The 21,043-nt window shown below is 39.1% G+C and carries 13 protein-coding genes; 9 read left to right on the plus strand and 4 right to left on the minus strand.

Annotated elements, in window-relative coordinates; translation table 11 throughout:
• The first annotated feature begins 216 nt into the window (after positions 1 to 216).
• The 5 genes from argB to FZF08_RS11445 all read left to right on the plus strand — a co-directional run bounded on the left by argB (position 217) and on the right by FZF08_RS11445 (position 9,947).
• Positions 217 to 1,005 (plus strand): acetylglutamate kinase, encoded by a 789-nt coding sequence (argB, locus tag FZF08_RS11425; protein WP_159468794.1) that lies wholly within the window; start codon positions 217 to 219, stop codon positions 1,003 to 1,005.
• Positions 1,006 to 1,431: 426 nt separating this feature from the next.
• Positions 1,432 to 4,758: a SusC/RagA family TonB-linked outer membrane protein gene (locus tag FZF08_RS11430; protein WP_159468796.1), complete on the plus strand. Its 3,327-nt coding sequence runs from the start codon at positions 1,432 to 1,434 to the stop codon at positions 4,756 to 4,758.
• Positions 4,759 to 4,778: 20 nt separating this feature from the next.
• Positions 4,779 to 6,374 carry a SusD/RagB family nutrient-binding outer membrane lipoprotein gene (locus tag FZF08_RS11435; protein WP_304487028.1) on the plus strand — a complete coding sequence of 532 codons (1,596 nt, stop codon included), beginning with the start codon at positions 4,779 to 4,781 and terminating at the stop codon, positions 6,372 to 6,374.
• 219 nt (positions 6,375 to 6,593) lie between these two features.
• Positions 6,594 to 7,934 (plus strand): MFS transporter, encoded by a 1,341-nt coding sequence (locus FZF08_RS11440; protein ID WP_159468800.1) that lies wholly within the window; start codon positions 6,594 to 6,596, stop codon positions 7,932 to 7,934.
• 69 nt (positions 7,935 to 8,003) lie between these two features.
• On the plus strand, positions 8,004 to 9,947 hold the full coding sequence (locus FZF08_RS11445) for an alpha-amylase family protein (protein ID WP_159468802.1): 1,944 nt from the start codon (positions 8,004 to 8,006) through the stop codon (positions 9,945 to 9,947).
• 46 nt (positions 9,948 to 9,993) lie between these two features.
• On the opposite strand, the gene FZF08_RS11450 is transcribed toward FZF08_RS11445, so the two are convergent.
• The 3 genes from FZF08_RS11450 to FZF08_RS11460 form a co-directional block, all read right to left on the minus strand.
• The gene (locus FZF08_RS11450) at positions 9,994 to 11,550 is read right to left on the minus strand and encodes a VCBS repeat-containing protein (RefSeq protein WP_159468804.1); all 1,557 of its coding nucleotides are present in this window, start codon (positions 11,548 to 11,550) and stop codon (positions 9,994 to 9,996) included.
• 151 nt (positions 11,551 to 11,701) lie between these two features.
• A complete protein-coding gene (argH, locus tag FZF08_RS11455) occupies positions 11,702 to 13,036 on the minus strand; it encodes an argininosuccinate lyase (RefSeq protein ID WP_159468806.1) in 1,335 nt (444 codons plus the stop codon).
• A gap of 266 nt (positions 13,037 to 13,302) precedes the next feature.
• On the minus strand, positions 13,303 to 13,809 hold the full coding sequence (locus FZF08_RS11460) for a C40 family peptidase (RefSeq protein WP_159468808.1): 507 nt from the start codon (positions 13,807 to 13,809) through the stop codon (positions 13,303 to 13,305).
• A gap of 280 nt (positions 13,810 to 14,089) precedes the next feature.
• Here FZF08_RS11460 and FZF08_RS11465 point away from each other — a divergent pair, with 280 nt between their 5' ends.
• From FZF08_RS11465 to FZF08_RS11480, 4 genes are all read left to right on the plus strand, one after another.
• The gene (locus tag FZF08_RS11465) at positions 14,090 to 15,262 is read left to right on the plus strand and encodes an AIR synthase related protein (RefSeq protein ID WP_159468810.1); all 1,173 of its coding nucleotides are present in this window, start codon (positions 14,090 to 14,092) and stop codon (positions 15,260 to 15,262) included.
• Between the two features lie 66 nt (positions 15,263 to 15,328).
• Complete coding sequence (locus FZF08_RS11470) at positions 15,329 to 16,312, plus strand: Fic family protein (RefSeq protein WP_200837064.1); 984 nt, start codon at positions 15,329 to 15,331, stop codon at positions 16,310 to 16,312.
• Between the two features lie 194 nt (positions 16,313 to 16,506).
• Entirely contained in the window at positions 16,507 to 18,222 is a 1,716-nt protein-coding gene (locus FZF08_RS11475; RefSeq protein WP_159468814.1) for a PQQ-dependent sugar dehydrogenase, read from the plus strand.
• Positions 18,223 to 18,430: 208 nt separating this feature from the next.
• Entirely contained in the window at positions 18,431 to 19,753 is a 1,323-nt protein-coding gene (locus FZF08_RS11480) for a WG repeat-containing protein (RefSeq protein ID WP_159468816.1), read from the plus strand.
• A 22-nt stretch (positions 19,754 to 19,775) separates the two neighbouring features.
• Here the strand turns inward: FZF08_RS11480 and FZF08_RS11485 are convergent, their stop codons facing one another.
• Positions 19,776 to 20,765: a glycosyltransferase family 9 protein gene (locus tag FZF08_RS11485; protein ID WP_159468818.1), complete on the minus strand. Its 990-nt coding sequence runs from the start codon at positions 20,763 to 20,765 to the stop codon at positions 19,776 to 19,778.
• Between the last annotated feature and the right edge of the window lie 278 nt (positions 20,766 to 21,043).

Here is a 21,043-nt window from a genome sequence, read left to right on the forward strand (position 1 = left end):
TTTTCTAAAAAAATTCATCATGTAAAATAACATAAATTCTATTGTTTAATATATAAGATCGGATGTACAAATTTAAGCGGTTAGCTTTCGTGAATCGATGTAAGTGAAGTTTGAGGCAAAATTTATTTTATTAAAACCTCGCAGCACAATTAAATTGCTATTGATGATTTCTTCTAACTTTGCAGACTTTAAAAAGGAACATTAACTGTAATTTCAATGTCTGAATCTCTTTACATAATAAAAATCGGTGGTAATGTAATTGATAATCCAGAAGCTTCTGCCCGGTTTTTAGATACCTTCTCCAAGCTGCCGGGAATGAAAATTCTCGTACACGGAGGAGGAAAAGTAGCAACACAAATTGCTGCGAAACTTCAGATAGAAACTCAAATGGTTGATGGTCGCCGTATCACCGACAAGCCGATGCTGGATGTGGTAACGATGGTATATGGTGGACTGGTAAACAAAAACCTCGTTGCAACTTTGCAGTCATTAAAATGTAACGCAATTGGGCTTACCGGTGCGGATGGTGGAATTATCAGATCAGTGAAACGTCCTGTAAAAACGATTGATTATGGTTTTGTAGGGGATATAGAAGAAGTTAATGATAGCCAGATTGCAGCTATATTAAATAGTAATCTCATTCCGGTCATTGCACCGTTAACGTATAGTAATGAGGGGTCGCTTTTAAACACCAATGCAGATACCATGGCTTCGGCCGTAGCGGTAGCCATGGCAGATAGTTTCGATGTAAAACTGATCTACTGTTTTGAGAAAAAGGGGGTTTTATCTGACCCGGATAATGATGAATCTGTGATATCTTCCTTAACACCTGTGACTTACGCTGAATATAAAGCGTCTGGCGTGATTAACAAGGGAATGATCCCAAAACTGGATAATGCTTTTTCTGCTTTGGAAAAAGGAGTGACCAGCGTGATTATTTGCCATGCGGATGATTTAGGAAAAGCGGTTTTTGGAGCAGCTGGCACCCTGATTTATAATTTCTGAAAAATATTAGTTACAATTATTATATAGAAATTATTCTAAACGCATTAAATAAATTCTGTGAATTCTAAAACCAGCAGAATTTATTTAATGCTTTGTATTATGTGGAAAATTTGGTCTGTTTCTATAACAGACTTTGCTTGGAATATTATATTTCTTAGTACTCAATTGGGATATTAATTGAATTGTTCCTGTTAAAATTATAACGTAACGTATACGATCCTGTATACTAACTACAATCTCTTGTTTTTTTAAACAAAAGATTATTCTTCATTACTACAACTTCGAGATATATATTAAAAACATTTTTCATAAACATATTTTTTTTTAAATGCTTTTGATATTTATTAAAATATTTTATTAAGTTTGTGCTGCATTATTTTTTTATTAAGAATTCTTGCTGTTCACCAAAAAACCTATTTACTCTCTATGGGAAAAAATTTACTTAAGCTTATTGTCATGATTATGGTGATGAGCGCTCCTGTTTTCGCTCAGACGATCACAGGAAAAATTTCCAGTGCACCTGACGGGCAATTGCTGCCAGGCGTTTCTGTACTTGTAAAAGGTACCACTTCAGGTACTACCTCAGATGCCAGCGGGGCATTTAGTATCACGGCAACAGAAAAGAATACACTTGTTTTTTCTTTCATTGGTTATAAAACCCGTGAAGTTGTTGTAGGAAATCAATCTGTCGTAGATGTTGCTTTGGAAGAAGATGCGTCGCAATTAAATGAAGTTGTTGTAACTGCACTTGGTATTCCTAAAGCAGAACGTGCATTGGGTTACGCTACGTCAACGATCAACAACGAATCTCTTGTGAAAACGGCATCTCCAAATTTTGCAACTGCATTGTACGGAAAGGCACCAGGTGTTACGATCAATGCTACTCCGGGTGGAGCAACCAGTGGTGTAAGTGTGAGTATTCGTGGTTTCAGTTCTATTTCAGGAAATACACAGCCTTTGCTTGTATTGGATGGTGTGCCAATTCGTAACGGAGAATCAAGAAATACAGATTTCTGGGGTGATCAACGTATTCGTGGTAATGGTCTTTTGGACTTGAACCCGGCGGATATCGAAACTATTACTGTTTTGAAAGGTGCATCCGCAGCGGCTTTGTACGGTTCTGAAGCAGTGAATGGCGTATTGTTGGTAACAACAAAAAGCGGAAAAGGCAAAAAAGGATTTGGAGTGGATTTCAGCGCAAGTTACAACGTTGATAAAATCGCATACCTTCCAAGATACCAGAACGTAAGAGGTCCGGGATATCCATTGAATTATAATAATGGTGGGCAGGATGCAGCCGGATTTATTTATTATGATACGGATGGAGACGGTACTAAAGAAACAAGAGGTTTGCTTAATGCAACGGTTAACTTTGGACCTAAATTTGATGGTCAGCCAGTTATGGCATTTGATGGTGTGGTCAGACCTTATTCTCCATCAAACAACAGCTATGCAAACTTGTTCCAGAATGCAAGCAGCTCAAATATTAACCTTGCAGTTTCAAAAGTGACTGACAATGCGAATGTTCGTTTTTCTTTCACACGTCAGGATAACGGAATGATCAGTTACGATTCGAAAAACAGCAAAAACATTGCTAACCTTAATTCGAGCTTTAAGACAGGTAAAAAATTAAAGACTGACATTACAGTAAACTTTGTAAATCAGCATACGCACAACAGACCTTTCAAAGTAGATCGTATGATCAACAACTTTACAGGTATGATGAACCGTTTTGAGTCTGCTGACTGGTACTTCAACAAATATCAGACAAGCCAGGGATATAAATATGTTACGGCCGCTTCTGGTAACCCAAGTTTGACGCCAAATGAAAATATCAAATACAACGGTTTCAAAAGTGATATTGCTGATTATGTATGGAGCACGAGAAAAAATACATACGACGAATATAGCAACCGTATTATTGCAAGTTTGACCCAACACTGGGACATTACTCCGGAACTAAATTTAAGAGGTAGAATTGCAACTGATTTTACGTCTGAAAGAACAGAAGACAGACAAGCAACTGAAAAACCACTGGCATTTGGTTATTCCGGAGCATTTGGAATGAACAACAACCTTTATAACAATGTCTTTGGTGAAGCTTTGCTTACCTACAAAAAGAAGTTGAACGAGGATATTACAGTTAATGTCATGGCCGGGTACAATGCGCGTAAAGAACTTACCACATTGGAAGGTCTGAGCACAAACGGAGGTTTGAGCACCGAAAATTTCTTTGACCTTTCGGCCGGCGTAAACAACCTGAACGGTTCTAATTCCCGTATCAGATTCACAAGAGATGCTTATTTGGGAACTGTAAATTTCGATTATAAAAACTTTTTCTTTATCGAAGGAACTGTAAGAAGAGACCGTACATCTACTTTGGCAAAAGGAAACAACTCATTTGTGTATCCATCTGTTAATACCAGCTTTGTTTTCACAGATGTATTTAACCTGCCATCGTTTTTCAGCTATGGTAAAGTAAGAGGTTCGTTTGGAGTTGTGGGTAACTATCCACAGACTTATCAGGCAAACGTTGCGTACCAACAAGGAAGTTTGCAAGTTCAGCAAACAGGCGGACAGTCTGTATTGTATACATACATGAATTCAAGTTATGGTAATGACAAAATCCGCCCTGAACAAAAACGTGAATTTGAATTCGGTTTGGAGACAAAATTCTTTAATAACCGTATTGGTTTAGACATCTCTTATTACAACGCGCAGATCGTTGATCAGATCTTACCTTTATCGATTGCTTCATCGACTGGTGCAAGATCAATCCTTGCTAACGTAGGAACTTTGAGAAATAAAGGTTTGGAAGTAGGCTTGAATTTTTCTCCGATACAAGGAAAAGGTTTGAACAGCTTCAACTGGGATGTAGTTTTGAACCTTGCACAAAACACTAACAAAGTTGAAAAACTTGCTAATAATTCAACAGAATTGCTCCATGCCGATTTTGATGGTAATGCAGCTCAGTTGAGATCAGTTGTTGGTCGTCCGATGGGAGATATTTTTGTACACGGTATCCTTAAAAATGAAAAAGGAGAACAGGTTGTAGGGCCTAATGGTATTTATGCGCTTGATCCTAATTTTAAACAAGTAGGTAATGCAATGCCAAAGCTGACAGGTGGTTTGATCAATAACCTGAGCTACAAAAGTTTCAGCCTTGACATCGTAACCGATTTCAGAATGGGTGGATCAATCATGCCAACCGGTATCAACTGGATGACTTCAAGAGGTTTGACTAAGGAAAGTTTGACCGCAATGGATACAGAACATGGCGGTTTGACTTATTATGTTGACGCGAATGGTAAAGGTGTTCAGACAACAGACGGAGTAGCTCCGAGTGGTGCTACAATTTATCATGACGGTATGCTGATGCAAGGTGTAACTTCAACAGGTGAAGCGAATACGAACGTTGTTTCTCAGGCTGTTTATTACAACAGTACTTACAACTGGGGTGGGCCGCAGTACAGTAGCTCTCGTTATGAATTGTATGTTAAGAAAAACAACTTCATTAAAATGAGAGAAATTTCTCTTGCATACAGATTGCCAGCTTTCATTGCACACAAAATCGGAACGCAGAATGTAACAGTATCTGTATTCGGGCGTAACCTGTTCTTCATTTACAGATCGATCAAAGATCTTGATGCTGAACAAACCAATGCAAGTACTAGATGGTATGAAAACGTGAATAACGCGGGTAACAACCCATCATTCCGTACCATGGGTGTTATGTTAAGAGCAAGCTTCTAATTTTTAATTCGATTATGAAAATGAAAAAAATATCCTCATTAATATTAGCAGGGCTTTTGCTTGGTGCAGTGTCCTGTAAAGAATCGGATTTCACTGATTCCTATGCTGATCCGTCGAAGATTGCTGAAACTACGGTTGAAAAACAATTCACTGGTTTTTTACAATCCACAAAAGATTATATCCTGCCGGGATATACCAATTATTTCGTAGCGTTGCGCACTTCGATCAATCATTACAATCAGGTTACAGGTTGGATCAATGATTCGGGACAATACATTCCAGGTTCTTCGGGTACAGAAGCAGTGTGGTTTAATTATTACAACATGTTGGCTCAATACCGTGAGCTGCAAAAAGTATATAATTCTAAAACAGCTGCGGAACAAGCTGACCGTAAGTTCTTCATGACTGTTGCTACCATCTATTTGTACGATCAGACAGAAAGAATGGTCGACCTTTTTGGTGCTATTCCTTTCACTGAGGCTGGTATGGTAAGTATCAAAGGTGGTGATTATGCTAACTCTTTGGCAAAATTTGATGATCCGCAGACGCTTTATACCCTGATGCTTGATGACTTGAAGAGCATTTCGGCAGAATTGAACGCAACAACAATTAATGCGGGATACCTTAAATCTTTCCAGACTCAGGATTTCTTCAACAAAGGTGATCTTACTGCCTGGAAACGTTACAGCAACTCCCTTCGTTTGAGAATGTTGAACCGTGTTTCTGGTGTTGAGGCTTTCAAATCAAGATCTGCTACTGAAATGGCTGAGATTTTGGGTAATGCTACAACATATCCAATTGTTACTACCAATGATCAGAATATCCAGATCAATGTATTCAGTATAAATTCGGATATTAACTCCAAAGGTTTCCAGGATGGGATTGCTTCGGGTGGAACCTGGTATGGCAACACAGCGGGTAAAAAGATGATTGATTTCATGAATACGAATTCAGATCCACGTTTGCCAATTCTTTTTGAACCAGGTGCAAGCGCAGCGGGAAAATACATTGGTATTGATCCAACAGCAACTTCCGCAGTTCAAACTGCACTTTCAAATGCAGGACAGGTTGCGATTTACAACCGTTATGTTACAAGCCACAACCAGTTTTTTCCAGGTGTGATTATTAATGCAGCGGAAGTGAGCCTGATTAAATCGGAATATTATTTGAGAATTGGAAACGATGCTTCTGCTAAGGCTGCATATGAATCAGCGATTTCTCTTTCGACCAAATTCTATAATGGAATTCTGGCAGTGAGTAATGCAACAGGTGTAAACGTTGCACCAGCTCCGGCTACGGATGCTTCCATCACGGCTTACATTGCCCTAGATGCAGTAAACTGGGATAAAGCAACGTCAAGCACTGCAAAACTTGCTTTGATTGCTACGCAAAAATGGCTTCATTTCAACCTTGTTCAGCCTTACGAAAACTGGGCAGAAACACGCAGACTTGATCTTCCAACATTTACTTTCCAGGTTGACAATGCAAATAACCAGACTTTGCCTCCTGTAAAATGGACGATACCAAGTAATGAGATTTCTTACAATGCGAATAACTATTCAGCGGTAAGAGACCAGGATAAACTTACTACCAAAATTTTCTGGGACGTAAAATAGTCTGAGTTTCATTCAATAGTGCATAAAGCGGAAAAGCGGATCATTTGATTCGCTTTTCCGCTTTATTTTTTTGCTGTTTTACTGGTTTTAGGATAAAACCAATAGCCCGTTTTTGTTTTTCAAATAAGACGGATATAATGTTTAGGTAATCATTCAATCTGATAATATTTTCCTTTTTTCTTTATAAAACAATACTACATTTGAAGAAAAAACGATGAAATGAAATTTTACAAGCCGCAGTTGTCTTTTGGCCAGATCATTAATATGAATTTTGGCTTTTTTGGTTTGCAGTATAGTTTTGGCTTGCAGCAAGCAAATATGAGCCCCATTTATTCCTACCTCGGAGCTGATGAAAGCAGCCTTCCGTTACTCTGGCTTGCCGGGCCTATGACCGGTTTGATCGTGCAGCCTATTATCGGTGCGCTTAGTGACAAAACCATTACAAAATGGGGGCGGAGGACGCCTTATTTTTTGATTGGTGCGGTACTTTGCAGCCTTTCTTTATTGATCATGCCGTTCAGCAGCTCTGTATGGATGGCAGCAAGTGTGCTTTGGATACTAGATGCTTCCAATAATGTTACACAAGAACCTTACCGCGCTTTTGTCAGTGACAAGCTCGATAAAAGTCAGCATTCACTTGGCTTCCTGACACAAAGTGCTTTTACAGGTTTAGGGCAAACGCTTTCCTATCTGACTCCCTTTTTACTGATCAATTTTTTCGCCGTTTCTGAATCCGGTAAAATTGGCCGTATCCCAACTTCAACCTTACTGGCGTTTTTAATCGGTGGGGTAGTTTCGATTACCTCTATTTTGTGGACATTAAAAACAACCAAAGAAATCCCGCTTACTGATGAGGAAAAAGCAAAAATAAGAGCATCTCCAGCCGGGGTTTCTTCCACGTTCAGCGAAATATTTGAAGCCATGCGGGAAATGCCGCTGACCATGAAATTGATGGCACCCATGATGCTTTTTAGCTGGTATGGTATGTTTATTTACTGGCAATATATCGCCAAATGCGTATCACAAACTTTATACGGTACCATTGATTCTGAAAGTCCGCTATTTCGGAAGGCTGAAATCTGGGTGGGGCCGATGGGCGCTTTTTACAACGCAGTAGCTTTTGTTTCCGCTTTTGGACTTGCGTGGCTTGCCAAAAAATATGGACCAAAATATTTGCACGGTTTTTGTATGTTAATGGCCGGGATCGGGCTGATTTCGTTACCTTCTATTCATAATAAATATCTTCTTTTTATTCCCATGATAGGCATGGGTTTGTCATGGGCGAGTATGATGGGAAATCCTTATATCATGCTGGCAGGAAGTATTCCACCCGAACGGACGGGCGTTTATATGGGGATTTTTAATATGTTTATTGTTATACCAATGTTATTGGAAACATTTACATTGCCGATGTATTATGAATCTTTGCTGGGCAATAATCCTGTAAATGCGATAAGACTTGCCGGTATTTTACTCGTCCTGGCGGCGCTTTCGGTATCGTTTATAAAAATAAAAAAAGGTAGCAACGCTGAAACAGAATTCAGGGGATCTGCACATTAAATTTAATACCGGCATCTTTGAACTGACGAAAGAAAAAGTGATTTTCGTTTGGGATTTAATAAGTACATTATGAATAATAAATATGGTGTCAACGCGCTTTTCGATGCGGTTCAAAACAAAAATCTGGATATAGCCGGCGTTGACAAAAAGTTTTATACCAAACTTGCGCTAAATGCAGGTGAAATAAGAGACCTGTACACGCAGCTTTATGCCGGTCATCCGGGATATGAAGAGAATTTCATCAAACTTATCGAAGTTCTGATTTCTACACATCTGGAACGTTCCCAGGATTTAAAAAACCGGGATAACGCGAAAGATGAAAACTGGTATCTCAGTAATGACCTCGCAGGTATGAGTTTGTATGTTGACCTCTTCCATGATAATCTGGCTAAAATGCCAGAAAAACTTGATTATTTGCTTGATCTCGGTGTCAATTTTCTCCATTTGATGCCGGTTTTTGAAAGTCCCGCCAACGAAAGCGACGGCGGTTATGCCGTTTCCAATTTCAGAAAGGTTGATAAAAGATTTGGTAGTATTGCTGACTTGAAGAAAGTAAGAGAAAAAATGCATGAAAAGGATATGTCCATCATGCTGGATATCGTACTGAATCATACTTCCCGCCAACATGAATGGGCAGAAAAAGCAAGATCGGGAAATAAGGAGTATCAGGATTATTTTTATTTTTTCGATGACAGGACTGTTCCTGATCAATACGAACAAAATATGCCTGAAATTTTCCCTGAGAGCTCACCAGGAAATTTCACCTGGATCGAGGAATGTCAGAAATGGGTCATGACGGTTTTTCATCAGTATCAGTGGGATCTCAATTATACCAATCCAAAGGTATTGGTTGAAATGCTGGATAATGTACTTTTTTATGCAAATCTTGGTGTGGATGTGCTTCGGATCGATGCGCCTGCTTTTTTGTGGAAACAGATCGGGACCAATTGCCAGAATTTACCTCAGGCACACATTATTCTTCAATTGATAAAACAATGCGTTCAGGTTGCCGCGCCCGGAATGGCTTTGCTTGGTGAGGCCATTGTAGCGCCCGCTGCGATCATGAAATATTTTGGAGAAGGCCGTTATCAAGGCAGAGAATGTGATTTTGCATACAATGCAACACAAATGGCGCTGCAATGGGATGCACTGGCAACGGGTCAGGTTTCGGTGATGTTATCGGCACAACCTGTTTTGGCTGAGAAACCATTTGGTACAACCTGGATTACCTACACACGCTGCCACGATGATATCGGTCTGGGTTACGACGATTATATGATTGAAAGCGCGGGTTATAATAGCTATGAACACAGAAAATATTTAAAGGAATATTTCTCAGGAAGTTTTCCCGGTTCTCCGGCAACGGGTGCGCTGTTTTCAGTCAATCCGAAAACACAGGATGCGCGGATCAGCGGAACCCTCGCCTCTTTGTGCGGACTGGAAAAAGCGATAAAAGAAAATAATCAGGGAAATATTACATTGTCGATTCAAAAGATTATTTTGATGCAGGCAAACAGTTTCTTTTTGGGGGGATTGCCTATGCTATTTTATGGCGATGAGGCGGGTTATACCAATGATTATTCCTACCTGAATGATCCTGGAAAAAGCTATGATAATCGCTGGATGCACAGGCCTGTGATCGATTGGGATAAGAATGAGAAGACAAAATCCGCAGGAACTATCGAAAACAGGGTTTATGAAGCGACTAAAAAATTGCTGACTATTCGTAAAAAGTTGACAGTTGTGGCGGATTATAAAAATACCAAATGGCTAACGCGCCAGAATATCCATGTAGCTGGATTTGTAAGAAACGGCAACGGGAAAAATTTATATTGCATCTTTAATTATAGTCAGGACAGTGCATATTTGACCTGGTATGCTTTCAAGCAAAATGGATTTATTCCGACAAAATTATACGATCATTGGCGGGAGGAATATTTCCAGGTAGGGCATGATGAAAACTATCTCGTTCTGGATCCTTACGCTTTTTATCTGTTTGAAACGGTAGAATAGTGAGTATCGAACCCGGATTTATACTCCGGGTTTTTTATTGAAAAACTCATTTATTTTTCCCATTCTTCAAAACCAAAACCTGAGGAAATGACAAAACACCCTGAAAAACCAGCTTCGTCAATTCTGATAAATTATGAAAATAGGAGCCAAGTATGATGTCAATATCGCCATCTTTATCAAAATCTGCGACCTCCATCGTCATCCATTTTCCGGTTGCGGCTTCGGGAGTAGAGTGGGCTTTGAAGTTTAAATTCCCTTCGTTGGACAAATAAATAAATTGCTGTTCCGGATTTTCCAGTTCGGTATAAAAAGATACGGCTGCTATGTCAAGGTCGCCGTCATTATCAAAATCCCGTGCTACGGCTTTGGCAGCGCCATATAACGGATAGAAATAGCTTTCCTTGAAATTATCTTTTCCGTCATTGAGATAAATTCTTACGCCATGATAGTTTTTCCTGATCGCTGAATAATCCCAGTTGTCTCCATTCGTAACCAGAATGTCCTGGAAACCATCTTTGTTAAAATCAGCAAGCTCAAAATAACTGATGCCATATTGCGGGGGAAATCTTAGCAATGTTTTTTCCTTGAATTCTCCATTCCCCAGATTGTAAAAGATTGAAATTTGCTCACGCGCCTGCGCCATAAGTACCATCAGATCGGGTTTGCTATCCTTATTAAAATCTGCAATTTCAACTTTTCTGGCACCGGGAAATTCTTTTAATATATGTTCTTTTGTCGGCTGAAAATTATCAAGCCAGAATAATTTCCCGGAATGATTTCCAAATTCACAGATAATAACATCCTCTTTTCCATCCATATTAAGATCGGATGCCGTGAATTGAACGGGTCTGTGCAGATTTTGAATCGTTACGGCTGTGGGTGATGCCTTCTTTTCCAGAGAAATTAATTTGCCCAGTTTTTGTTCAGAAGGTTGAAAAAGGCCAATGGTTAAAAGTCGCGGCGATGCATTTTTTTGGAAATCAATATCAACGGGTGGACTTTCCATCCACCAGGAATCTTTCAGTTTAAATTGATTATCCAAAACGTACAAAACATTCTGTGCATCACCGACATAAATCTGAGAAGTTGCCGGATCGAATTTTAGTAAAGTGGTTTGTGGGAAAGGTTTGTCACCCAGCTTTATTTCCTGTGCTTTAAATAAAGGAAGTGAATTTGTGACTGGAATTACTTTTTGTGGTAACGGTTCTGCCGGTGCTTCTGTCTCGTAATACTTTACGATTTTAGCCCAATTCTCGTCCGAAATTAATTGGGTTTCAGGATATATTCCCTGCGCACGGATCAGGTTTATTTCTACTTCGGCTAAATCTTCGTAGGGATTTCTGCCTGCACTTTTTACACCAAGTCTTAACCCCATATTTGGCAAAACAGAATTAACCCACGTTGCTTTGTCCAAAGAAGAAGGATCCGGAAATAGATGGCAAGCGCGACAATATTGTCCTGCCAGTTGTCTTCCTGATAATGTATCAGAAAAATTCGTCCGCAAATCAGCTACGATCGTTGTTTTATCTTCTTTTTGTTTTATTGAAAAAACGGTAATCCAAAGAAAAAGACAAACAACCAAACCGAGTTTAAGGAAGGACATTTACGGTAACGATTTAAAAGTTGGAGGAAGAAATAATCGTCATACCTTGCCAGGTGAAGTTTTGGAGAAAAAAGAGAAATCAAAAACGGATTAACCCAATATTGATTTCTCTTTTAGGATATTATATATTTCAGGGATCGGCTTCTTTATTTCAAATAATTAAATTAGCCAAAGCAGATTTCACATTATCAAATTCAAACCGCGCCAACTCATTGTCCATCCGCACTTTGATCAGATCATTCTGCAAATTCCCAATACTGCCTTCATGCGTATGCTTCAATTCGCGTGGGGCAACGTAACTTCCGTCACCAATTTCTGCCCCCACCTGGCGGTAAGCATCACGGAAGGGAACACCATTGATAACCAGTTCATTTACACGTTCCACACTAAACAGCAAATCATATTTCGCGTCATCCAGCAAGTTTTGTTTCACCTTAATATTTTCCAGCATAAAAGCGGCAATATCCAGACAATCCAGAATTTCGTCAAAAGCCGGCATCAGGATTTCTTTCAGTAACTGCATATCCCGGTGATAACCTGATGGAAGATTGCTCAAAACCATGGTAACTTCCATTGGTAAAGCCTTCATCCGGTTCGTTTTAGCACGAAGTAATTCAGCAACATCCGGATTTTTCTTGTGCGGCATAATACTGCTTCCGGTCGTCAGATCGTCTGGCAAAACGATGAAACTGAAATTTTGGCTGTTGTACAAACATACATCCATAGCAAGACGGGAAACCGTTGCAGCCACAGAAGAAATTGCAGTCAAGGCAGCCTGTTCCGTACGTCCGCGACTCATTTGCGCATAAACCACATTGTGATGCATGCCTTCAAATCCTAATAATTCGGTGGTTAGTGTACGATTTAACGGAAAAGAAGAACCATAACCCGCACCAGAGCCAAGCGGATTTCTATTGGCTAAACGATACGCAGCATTTAACTGAATCACATCATCAATCAAACCTTCGGCATAAGCACCAAACCATAAACCGAAAGAAGACGGCATGGCGATCTGCAAATGCGTATAACCCGGCAAAAGATCATTTTTATGCTCTTCCGACTTGCTGATCAATACATCGAAAAGTTTTTCAGTAGCCTGAACAACCTGAAAAAGACGGTCACGCGTATAAAGTTTCATATCGACCAAAACCTGATCGTTACGGGAACGTCCGCTATGGATTTTTTTGCCAATGTCGCCCAATTGGCGCGTCAGCATCAATTCCACCTGCGAATGAACGTCTTCAACACCATCTTCGATAGCAAAATTGCCTTGCTGGATTTGCGCGTAAATTTCAATCAGTTCCGCTTTCAGCGCAATCAGATCGTCTGTCGTCAGTAATCCGATTGTTTCAAGCATTGTTGCATGCGCCAGATTTCCCAGCACATCAAATTCAGCAAGATGCAAATCCATTTCACGATCACGGCCGACAGTGAAGCGTTCTATTTTTTCAGAAGTAACGGTATTTTCTTTTTGCCAGAGTTTCAAAATCAGTAGAAGAATTATGGTTACACAGAGGTGCACAGAGTAGGATTGAGCTACACAGAGGTATTAATCCTAATCCGCCTCATATTTCTACAAATTTACAATCTATTAAGGAAAAGCGGAGGAAATTGTTTCGCTAATTTGTCAGGTTACACGGAGCGGACGCCGCGCGGGTGTACTGAGAAAAAGGAGAGGGACACAGAGTTTCTATAAAAAAATCTCTGTGTCCCTCTTTTTACCTCCGTGTTTCTCTGTGTAACCTAAATATATTAATTAATCATCCGCCGGATGGCTACGAAGCGTTTTTGGTAATAATCAGCACTCAGCAGATCATAACGCACACCGCCGTTCCAGGCAGAATGGATGAAGCGTACATAACCCGGAGCTATTTCAGTAATAATGCCAACATGCCCCACACGGGAATCTTTGGAACTATGTCCTTTGAAAAAAATCAAATCACCTTTACGGGCAGCAGAAAGATCTATTTGTTCTCCTTTTTCAGATTGAGCGGCACTTGAATGCGGCAAAAGAATATCCCATTTGCTAAAACAATAGCGGACAAAACCGGAGCAATCAAAACCTTTTTTGGAAGTTCCGCCTGAGCGGTAACGGATATGAAGATGTTTATCGGCGAAAGATACCAGAGATTCAATTGGATTGAGCGTATCAGCGGCTGTTTTTGGAGGATTTAATGATCTTGCATGAGCAGTATTGCCAGATAAAAGAGCACAAATTAACAAGCTTGTGAAAACGGTACGTTGAATCAAATTCTGCATTCAGATTGGTTTAGGTTCTGATACTTAAACTTAGGCCAATAGAAAATATTGTGTTTCCTGTTAAATACCTAAGAAGTTTAAAGATAAGAAGGTTTTGGCATCTAAGAAATTTTAAAGAATTAAGTTTTTGTGAACTTTCTTAATTTGTCTGGTAAGTCATTAATAGCCAGTGCTTTTAGGATTGTGTTTGTCAATCGTAAGGTTAGGCTTCATTCCCCCCATCTTTTTTCCTATTTTTGCACCCTTTAAGAAGAAATTTAGATTTAACCATACTTAACGCATGGAAACCACCGACCGTTATTTGCAACGCGGCGTATCTGCATCGAAAGAAGACGTACACAAGGCAATCGAGAATATTGACAAAGGGTTATATCCAAAAGCTTTTTGCAAAATTGTTCCTGATACGCTTGCCGGAGATCCGGAATATTGCACCATTATGCACGCGGACGGAGCGGGTACCAAAACTTCGCTGGCTTATTTGTACTGGAAAGAAACCGGTGATATTTCCGTTTGGAAAGGTATTGCGCAGGATGCCATCGTAATGAATACCGATGATTTATTGTGTGTTGGCGCCACAGGCCCGATGCTTTATTCATCTACAATCGACAGAAATAAAAACAGGATTCCGGGTGAAGTAATTGCGCAGGTGATTAATGGCGCCGAGGAAATTCTGGAAATGCTGCGCAGCTACGGCGTAGAAATATATAGTACCGGCGGAGAAACGGCTGATGTTGGCGATCTGGTACGGACCGTAACTGTGAACAGTACTGTTATTGCCCGAATGAAAAGATCGGAAGTTATTGATAATGCTAATATTAAAGCTGGCGACGTAATTGTTGGACTTGCTTCTTATGGTCAGTCGAATTATGAAACTTCTTACAACGGAGGCATGGGCAGCAACGGATTAACTTCCGCGCGCCATGATGTGCTAGGAAAATATCTTGTTGAAAAATATCCTGAAAGTTTTGATCCGGAAGTTAATAATGATCTGATTTATAGCGGTTCAAAAAAACTTACCGATGCTGTTGAAGGAACTGATTTGAATGTTGGACAATTAATTCTATCCCCAACAAGAACCTATGCTCCGGTAGCAAAAGCATTATTGGATGAACTTCGTCCGCAAATCCACGGCATGGTACATTGCAGCGGCGGTGCTCAAACCAAGATTTTGCATTTTATTGATAACCTGCATATTATAAAAGATAATCTGCTTCCGGTTCCACCTTTATTCCGTTTGATTCAGGAAGAAAGTAAGACTTCATGGCAGGAAATGTATAAGGTTTTTAATATGGGGCATAGACTGGAAGTTTATTTATCCGAAGAAAATGCTGCCCGTGTTATAGAAATATCACAATCATTCGGCATTGAAGCGCAGATTATTGGACGTGTGGAAGCTTCTCCGGTTAAGAAACTGACGATTACAAGTGAGGCTGGGACGTTTTATTATGAGTGAATTTTGATGCAGTAAAGTTCTTAAAGGTCAGGTTTCGGGTTGGATTACGATATTAAAAATATGCAGATGACAATTCCGTTACTTCCGTTGAAGCAGGACGTTGAGACAAAAGCAATTTTGAAAAAAGTTGCGAAGGCTCATCAGGCGTTGGCTGAATTAAAAGGTGTTGCGAAAAGTATCCCGAACGAAGCGATATTGGTTAATACACTTTCTTTGCAGGAAGCAAAGGAGAGTTCTGCTATTGAAAATATTATCACAACTCATGATGAATTGTATCAGAGTAATGCACTTACCCAGCAATTCGTAAGTATTGCAGCTAAGGAAGTCTTTAATTATTCCAAAGCTTTACAATATGGATTCCAAATTGTAAAGGAAACCGGTATTCTTACGAATAGTTATATTTTAAGGATACAGTCTGAAATTGAAGGGAATAATGCTGGTTTTAGAAAACTTCCGGGGACGGCTTTGAAAAACCAGCAGACGGGTGAAGTTGTATATATGCCACCACAAGATCCTGATGAAATTGTCAAACTAATGGACAATTTGGAACAATTTATTAATGATAATGAGTTGAGCGATTTGGACCCATTAGTAAAAATGGCAGTTATTCATCATCAGTTTGAAAGCATTCATCCTTTTTATGATGGCAATGGTAGAACCGGACGTATCATTAATATTTTATATCTTGTTAAGCAAGACCTCTTAAATTTGCCCATTTTATATTTGAGTAGATATATTAACCTAAACAAAAAAAGTTATTACGAATTACTGCAAGAGGTGAGAGATAGCGGTAATTGGGAAAATTGGATTCTATTTATCCTGGAAGGTATCGAAAGTATTTCCAGGCAAACCATAGTTTTGTTGGAGGGTATAAAAGCAGAAATGCAAAGCTATAAAAACCGCATAAGATTAAGCCTGCCAAAAACTGCATCTAAATATTTAAATGAACTGGAAAAAATAGGGTTGATTAGCAAAGTAAAATTGGGTAAGGAAAATTATTATGTCAATTCGGCTTTGTTCCAGTTATTAAGCAATGTAAACTCACGATAATGTGTTAAAAAAAAAGTAAATTTTTAACACAAGTAAAAGACATGTTAAGATAGTGACCTTTTTCTTAACATGTCTTTATTAATTAATACTAAATTTTCTAATCAATTTCGATATATTAGAATTTTTTCTACTATATGGCATGGATGTTATAGAAATAGTTGTACAACTATATCTCGTCGTTAAATTCATCAACCATGGAAAAATTCAACTCAAAAATAAGGATCGGAAGTTTCGTAATGCTATTAATTCTTGGTTTGCTATTTTGTAAAAATGAAAGTTACTCACAGCCTGCAATTTATTTTAAATCTGTAATTCCCAGTGGGCTAAGCTCTCCTATTCAACTTGTCAACGCCGGTGACGGAACAAACCGGATTTTTATTGTCCAAAAGGGCGGCGATATCAAAGTATATAATTCGGCTTTTACATCGCTTGGTACTTTTCTTACGGTGGCAGGAGTTTTAAACAATGGCGAGCAAGGACTGTTAAGTCTGGCGTTTCATCCGGACTATGAAACCAACGGGACATTTTTTGTTTATTATAACAATCTTGACGGCAATTTGGAAATTGCCCGATATAAAGTAGATCCAGGAAATCCAAATCTGGGTAATCCAGGTTCAAAAACCATTGTAAAAACAATTCTCCACCCTGGTCAGGCAAATCATAATGGTGGCGAGCTTCATTTTGGTAGTGATGGCTATTTATATCTTTCCATTGGTGATGGCGGTGGTGGGGGCGATCCTAATAATAATGCACAGGATCCAACAAGGCTCCTTGGTAAAATTTTGAGAATGGCTGTCAATACAACCGATGATGGGCCCATTTATACAAATCCTGCTGACAATCCTTATCCTGACGGAAATGGTGGTAAAAATGAGGTTTTTGCAACAGGATTAAGAAATCCTTTTCGATGGAGTTTTGACAGCGGAACAGGTGATATGTGGATCGGAGATGTAGGGCAAGGTGCCAGGGAAGAAATTAATCATCGTACCGCGGCAACTTTATCAGCTGCAAATTATGGATGGGGCTGTTATGAAGGAAGCCTGACATATAATAGCGCTTATTGTATACCCAATGCCCAGTATCACTTCCCTATACATGAGTATGTGACAAATAGTACCGCTGGAAATTCTGTCGTAGGTGGTGTTGTTTACCGAGGGACCCTACATCCTGAATTTCAGGGGTATTATATTGGAGGTGATTTTAAATCGGGTGATCTTCATATTATAGGTCCTGTTGGTGGAACCATTGCTACAACAGTTCGGACTACTTCTTTTACCGATATTGCTGATTTTGGAGAGGCAGAAAATGGTGAAATTTATGCAGTTTCTTTAACGTCCGGTATCATTTACAATTTGACTACGCAAAATCCCTTACCGGTAGAGTTGATCAGTTTTACAGGAACATCTGGAAATGAAGGTGTAAAATTGAACTGGAAAACGGCAATGGAGAAAGACTTCCGGCTTTTTGATGTTGAGTTCAGTACTAACGCAAAAAGCTTTTCACAAGTTGGTAGCGTATATCCCAAAGGTAGCCTGACTGGAGGAGACTATCAGTTTTTTCATTCGGTTAATAGTGCTCAAACACTTTATTATCGTTTGAAAATGGTTGATAAAGATGATAGTTTCAAATATTCAACAATCATCAGTATTAATTCAGGTAATGAAAATATCAGTTCGAATTTTGTACGGCCATCTTTGATCGACAGCAAAATGATGCATCTAATGATTGAAGAACCATTTAATTCATTTGAACTGGTAAGTGCAAACGGGAATGTTTTAATGAAAAGAGATATCACCAACCAAAGCGGTGATCTGAATATACCCGTTGAATCCGTAGCGTCAGGTATGTACATTGTGCGGTTGCAGGGAAATGAAAGGGTATTAAATCAGAAAGTTTTGATTGTAAGATAGTTTTGAAACGTTGTATTTATAAGCGTAAAACCATCAATATTATGCCATTGGGCGTTTATTGATGGTTTTTTTACAAAAAAGAAAATTATCTTACCGTCCAGTTTTTATAAGTGAGAAATTTTTCTGTTAATAAAATTAATATAACTAATTTATTAGTTATATCTTTATCAAAATGGAATTTCTCTTTTTATGTTAAAAATAAATTTTTATGATTGCCAAAACCCGTATATTTTTAGCACTTTTTATTCTTTTGATTATATGCTTTTCTATTGAGGCAAATGCCGCTGAAAATCCGGAATGGCTTAAAAAATACCAGGAATATACGCAGTTTGGAAATGTATATGTCGTCAAAACGATTGATAAATCCGGCGGTGCATATAGTAGTTTTGTGGTAGATAAAAACGGTAACAAGCTGACTCCGGCCTACCGGGACATCGGTAATTTTTCAAACGGTCTGGCCGAATTTGTGACTTTTGAAAATCATCAGGGTGCTTTGGGAATGCATGGATATCTCAATAAAAGCGGGAAAATAGTAATTCCGCCAATCTATCGCGGCGCAGGGGAATTCAAGGGTGGAATAACGTATGTCATGTATCCAAAAGGTAGACAGTTCGGGCTGACTTATCTTGATACGCTGGGAAAGGAAATTTATAAAATACCAGTTGAGTTGTTTCCAAACGATTTTTTAATTGGAAAAGCACAGGCAGCTTATGTTGCGTACCACGATTGTCAGGAGGATTTTATCTGGTATGTAAACGGAAATTTGACAACCCTTAACTGGAATTTCGGACGGTATACTGAAATTGATATTAAAAAAGCAAAAGAACCTTTCCGCTTTTATTACCATGGAAAATTCGGGATTGTTGATAAAAATCTGATTCTCCGGGTGCCGGTTGCGTTGGATGATATTGATCTGATTTACAAACATTCCGGTCGTGGTTTGGCAAGAGTAAAATATGGAAACAAGTTTGGATATATCAGTTCAAAAACAGGAGAAATTATAATTCCATTCCTTTATGACGATACTCAAAAACCGTCTTTGGGACGATATTGGGTGAAAAAAGGAAATAAATGGGGTTGCATTAATAAAAAGGGAGAAACTGTAATTCCGTTTTTATATGATTATGCCGGACGGTTTATGGATGAAAACAGAGCTTCGGTTTCTCTGAATGGAAAGTTTGGCCACATTGATACAACCGGGAAAATTACTACGCCGATCATTTATCAGTCTGCTTCCTATTTTAAACATGGAGTGGCTATGATCCAGCTGAATGATAAATACGCTTATATTGATACTACCGGAAAAGTGATCACCAAAACCTGGTTCAGTGAGGCAGAGCCTTTTAGAGAAGATATGGTAATCACTGAAAAATTTGGCGTGTTTTATGACATGGCCCCCGACGGAAGTTTTCAGTTTAAGGGATTTTCCTCTGCCTGGAAAGCGACGTTGATCCTTGTGCTTTTATGTATTGTGGCATACGTTCCAAAGAAAATTTTCAGTCGTTTTAAAACCATAAAAGAAAAAGCCTGATCAGTTAATATCCGGCTTTCAACTAATTCGAAACTGATTTTGTGTCTCTGATTTTCTTCCACTGTTTTATTTTTCTGAAAACATCCCAGGCCGAAATACTATCCAGGTCTTCGGTTTTAGTTTGTATATAACCTACTTTTGGTCCAATGGGGCCCCATCTTCCGGCATGTTTAGGTCTGTTTTTCGGAAATAATCCTAATGTATTAATTCCTGTCGCTGCTGCCAGGTGCATGGGTCCGGTACTTGCGGCCAAGAGTCCATCCGTTTTACGGATAAACGAAATAAGCTGATCGAGAGGCAGTTTTCCCATTAAATCTACCACATGTGGTGGCAAACTTTCAACCCAGGATTTTAATTCAATTCTTTCTTTTTCCGAGCCGGTTATAAATATTCTGTATACCTCCGGATCCAGTAATGCGATAAGTTCAGAAAAGCGTTTTAAATCCCATTCCAGGGCATTTCCATTCGATTTTGGATGAAGGATTATTGTGAATTTATCCGTATTCAAAAGCGATGAAAATTCTTTCGGAAGTTCTGCAAAATGATTAAGCTGATAATACTGCCATAGTTTTTCAGGGACTGTTTTTATCCCAAGCGGTCTGAGTAGCCGAAAATGTAGCAAAGCCTCGTGATCATCCGATTGTTTTCGGCGAAGCCAAACCAGTCTGTTGCATTTCAGCCAATGGTAAGGGCGACTTATCGTACCAATCCGTATTGGAATTCCGGCATCTTTTGCCAGGTTGTTCAAATCCGGTTGAGTAATCAAATGCAGGATCGCATCAAATTTAAACTGCTTGATGAAGGCAACCCGCTCGTGATAAGGCATTGCGAAAATCTCCTCGTAATCAATAAAATTATCAACGGAATCGCTGGCATCAACGACCGGTTTAGTATATTTTCTGGCTAAAATTGAAACGCGTGCACCAGGAAAGCTCTCCTTTATGTATCCACAAATTGGCAGAGCCAAAACAACATCTCCGATAGCGTCAACCCTGGTAACTAATATATGCATGGTCAGTAGCGTCAATCTGGTTTATGATAGATACGATACATATGTGGACTTTGTGTCAACATAATTCATGATACCTTAAAATATTGTACCAAAAAGAATCTTGGCGACAGGAAAGAAATTTTATTCAACGGTAGGTGTCAACTCTTATATCTTACGAATAAGTAACATAAATTTCGAAAAAAATATTGCATTAAAGAGTGAAAAGTTGGATTGTGGGGGTAGGGGAATTGAAAAATTGAGATTTTGTTATAGTAGGTGACGAAGTTCGTTTATTGAGT

It is taken from the genome of Dyadobacter sp. 3J3, from assembly GCF_009801115.1.
GTDB lineage: Bacteria > Bacteroidota > Bacteroidia > Cytophagales > Spirosomataceae > Dyadobacter.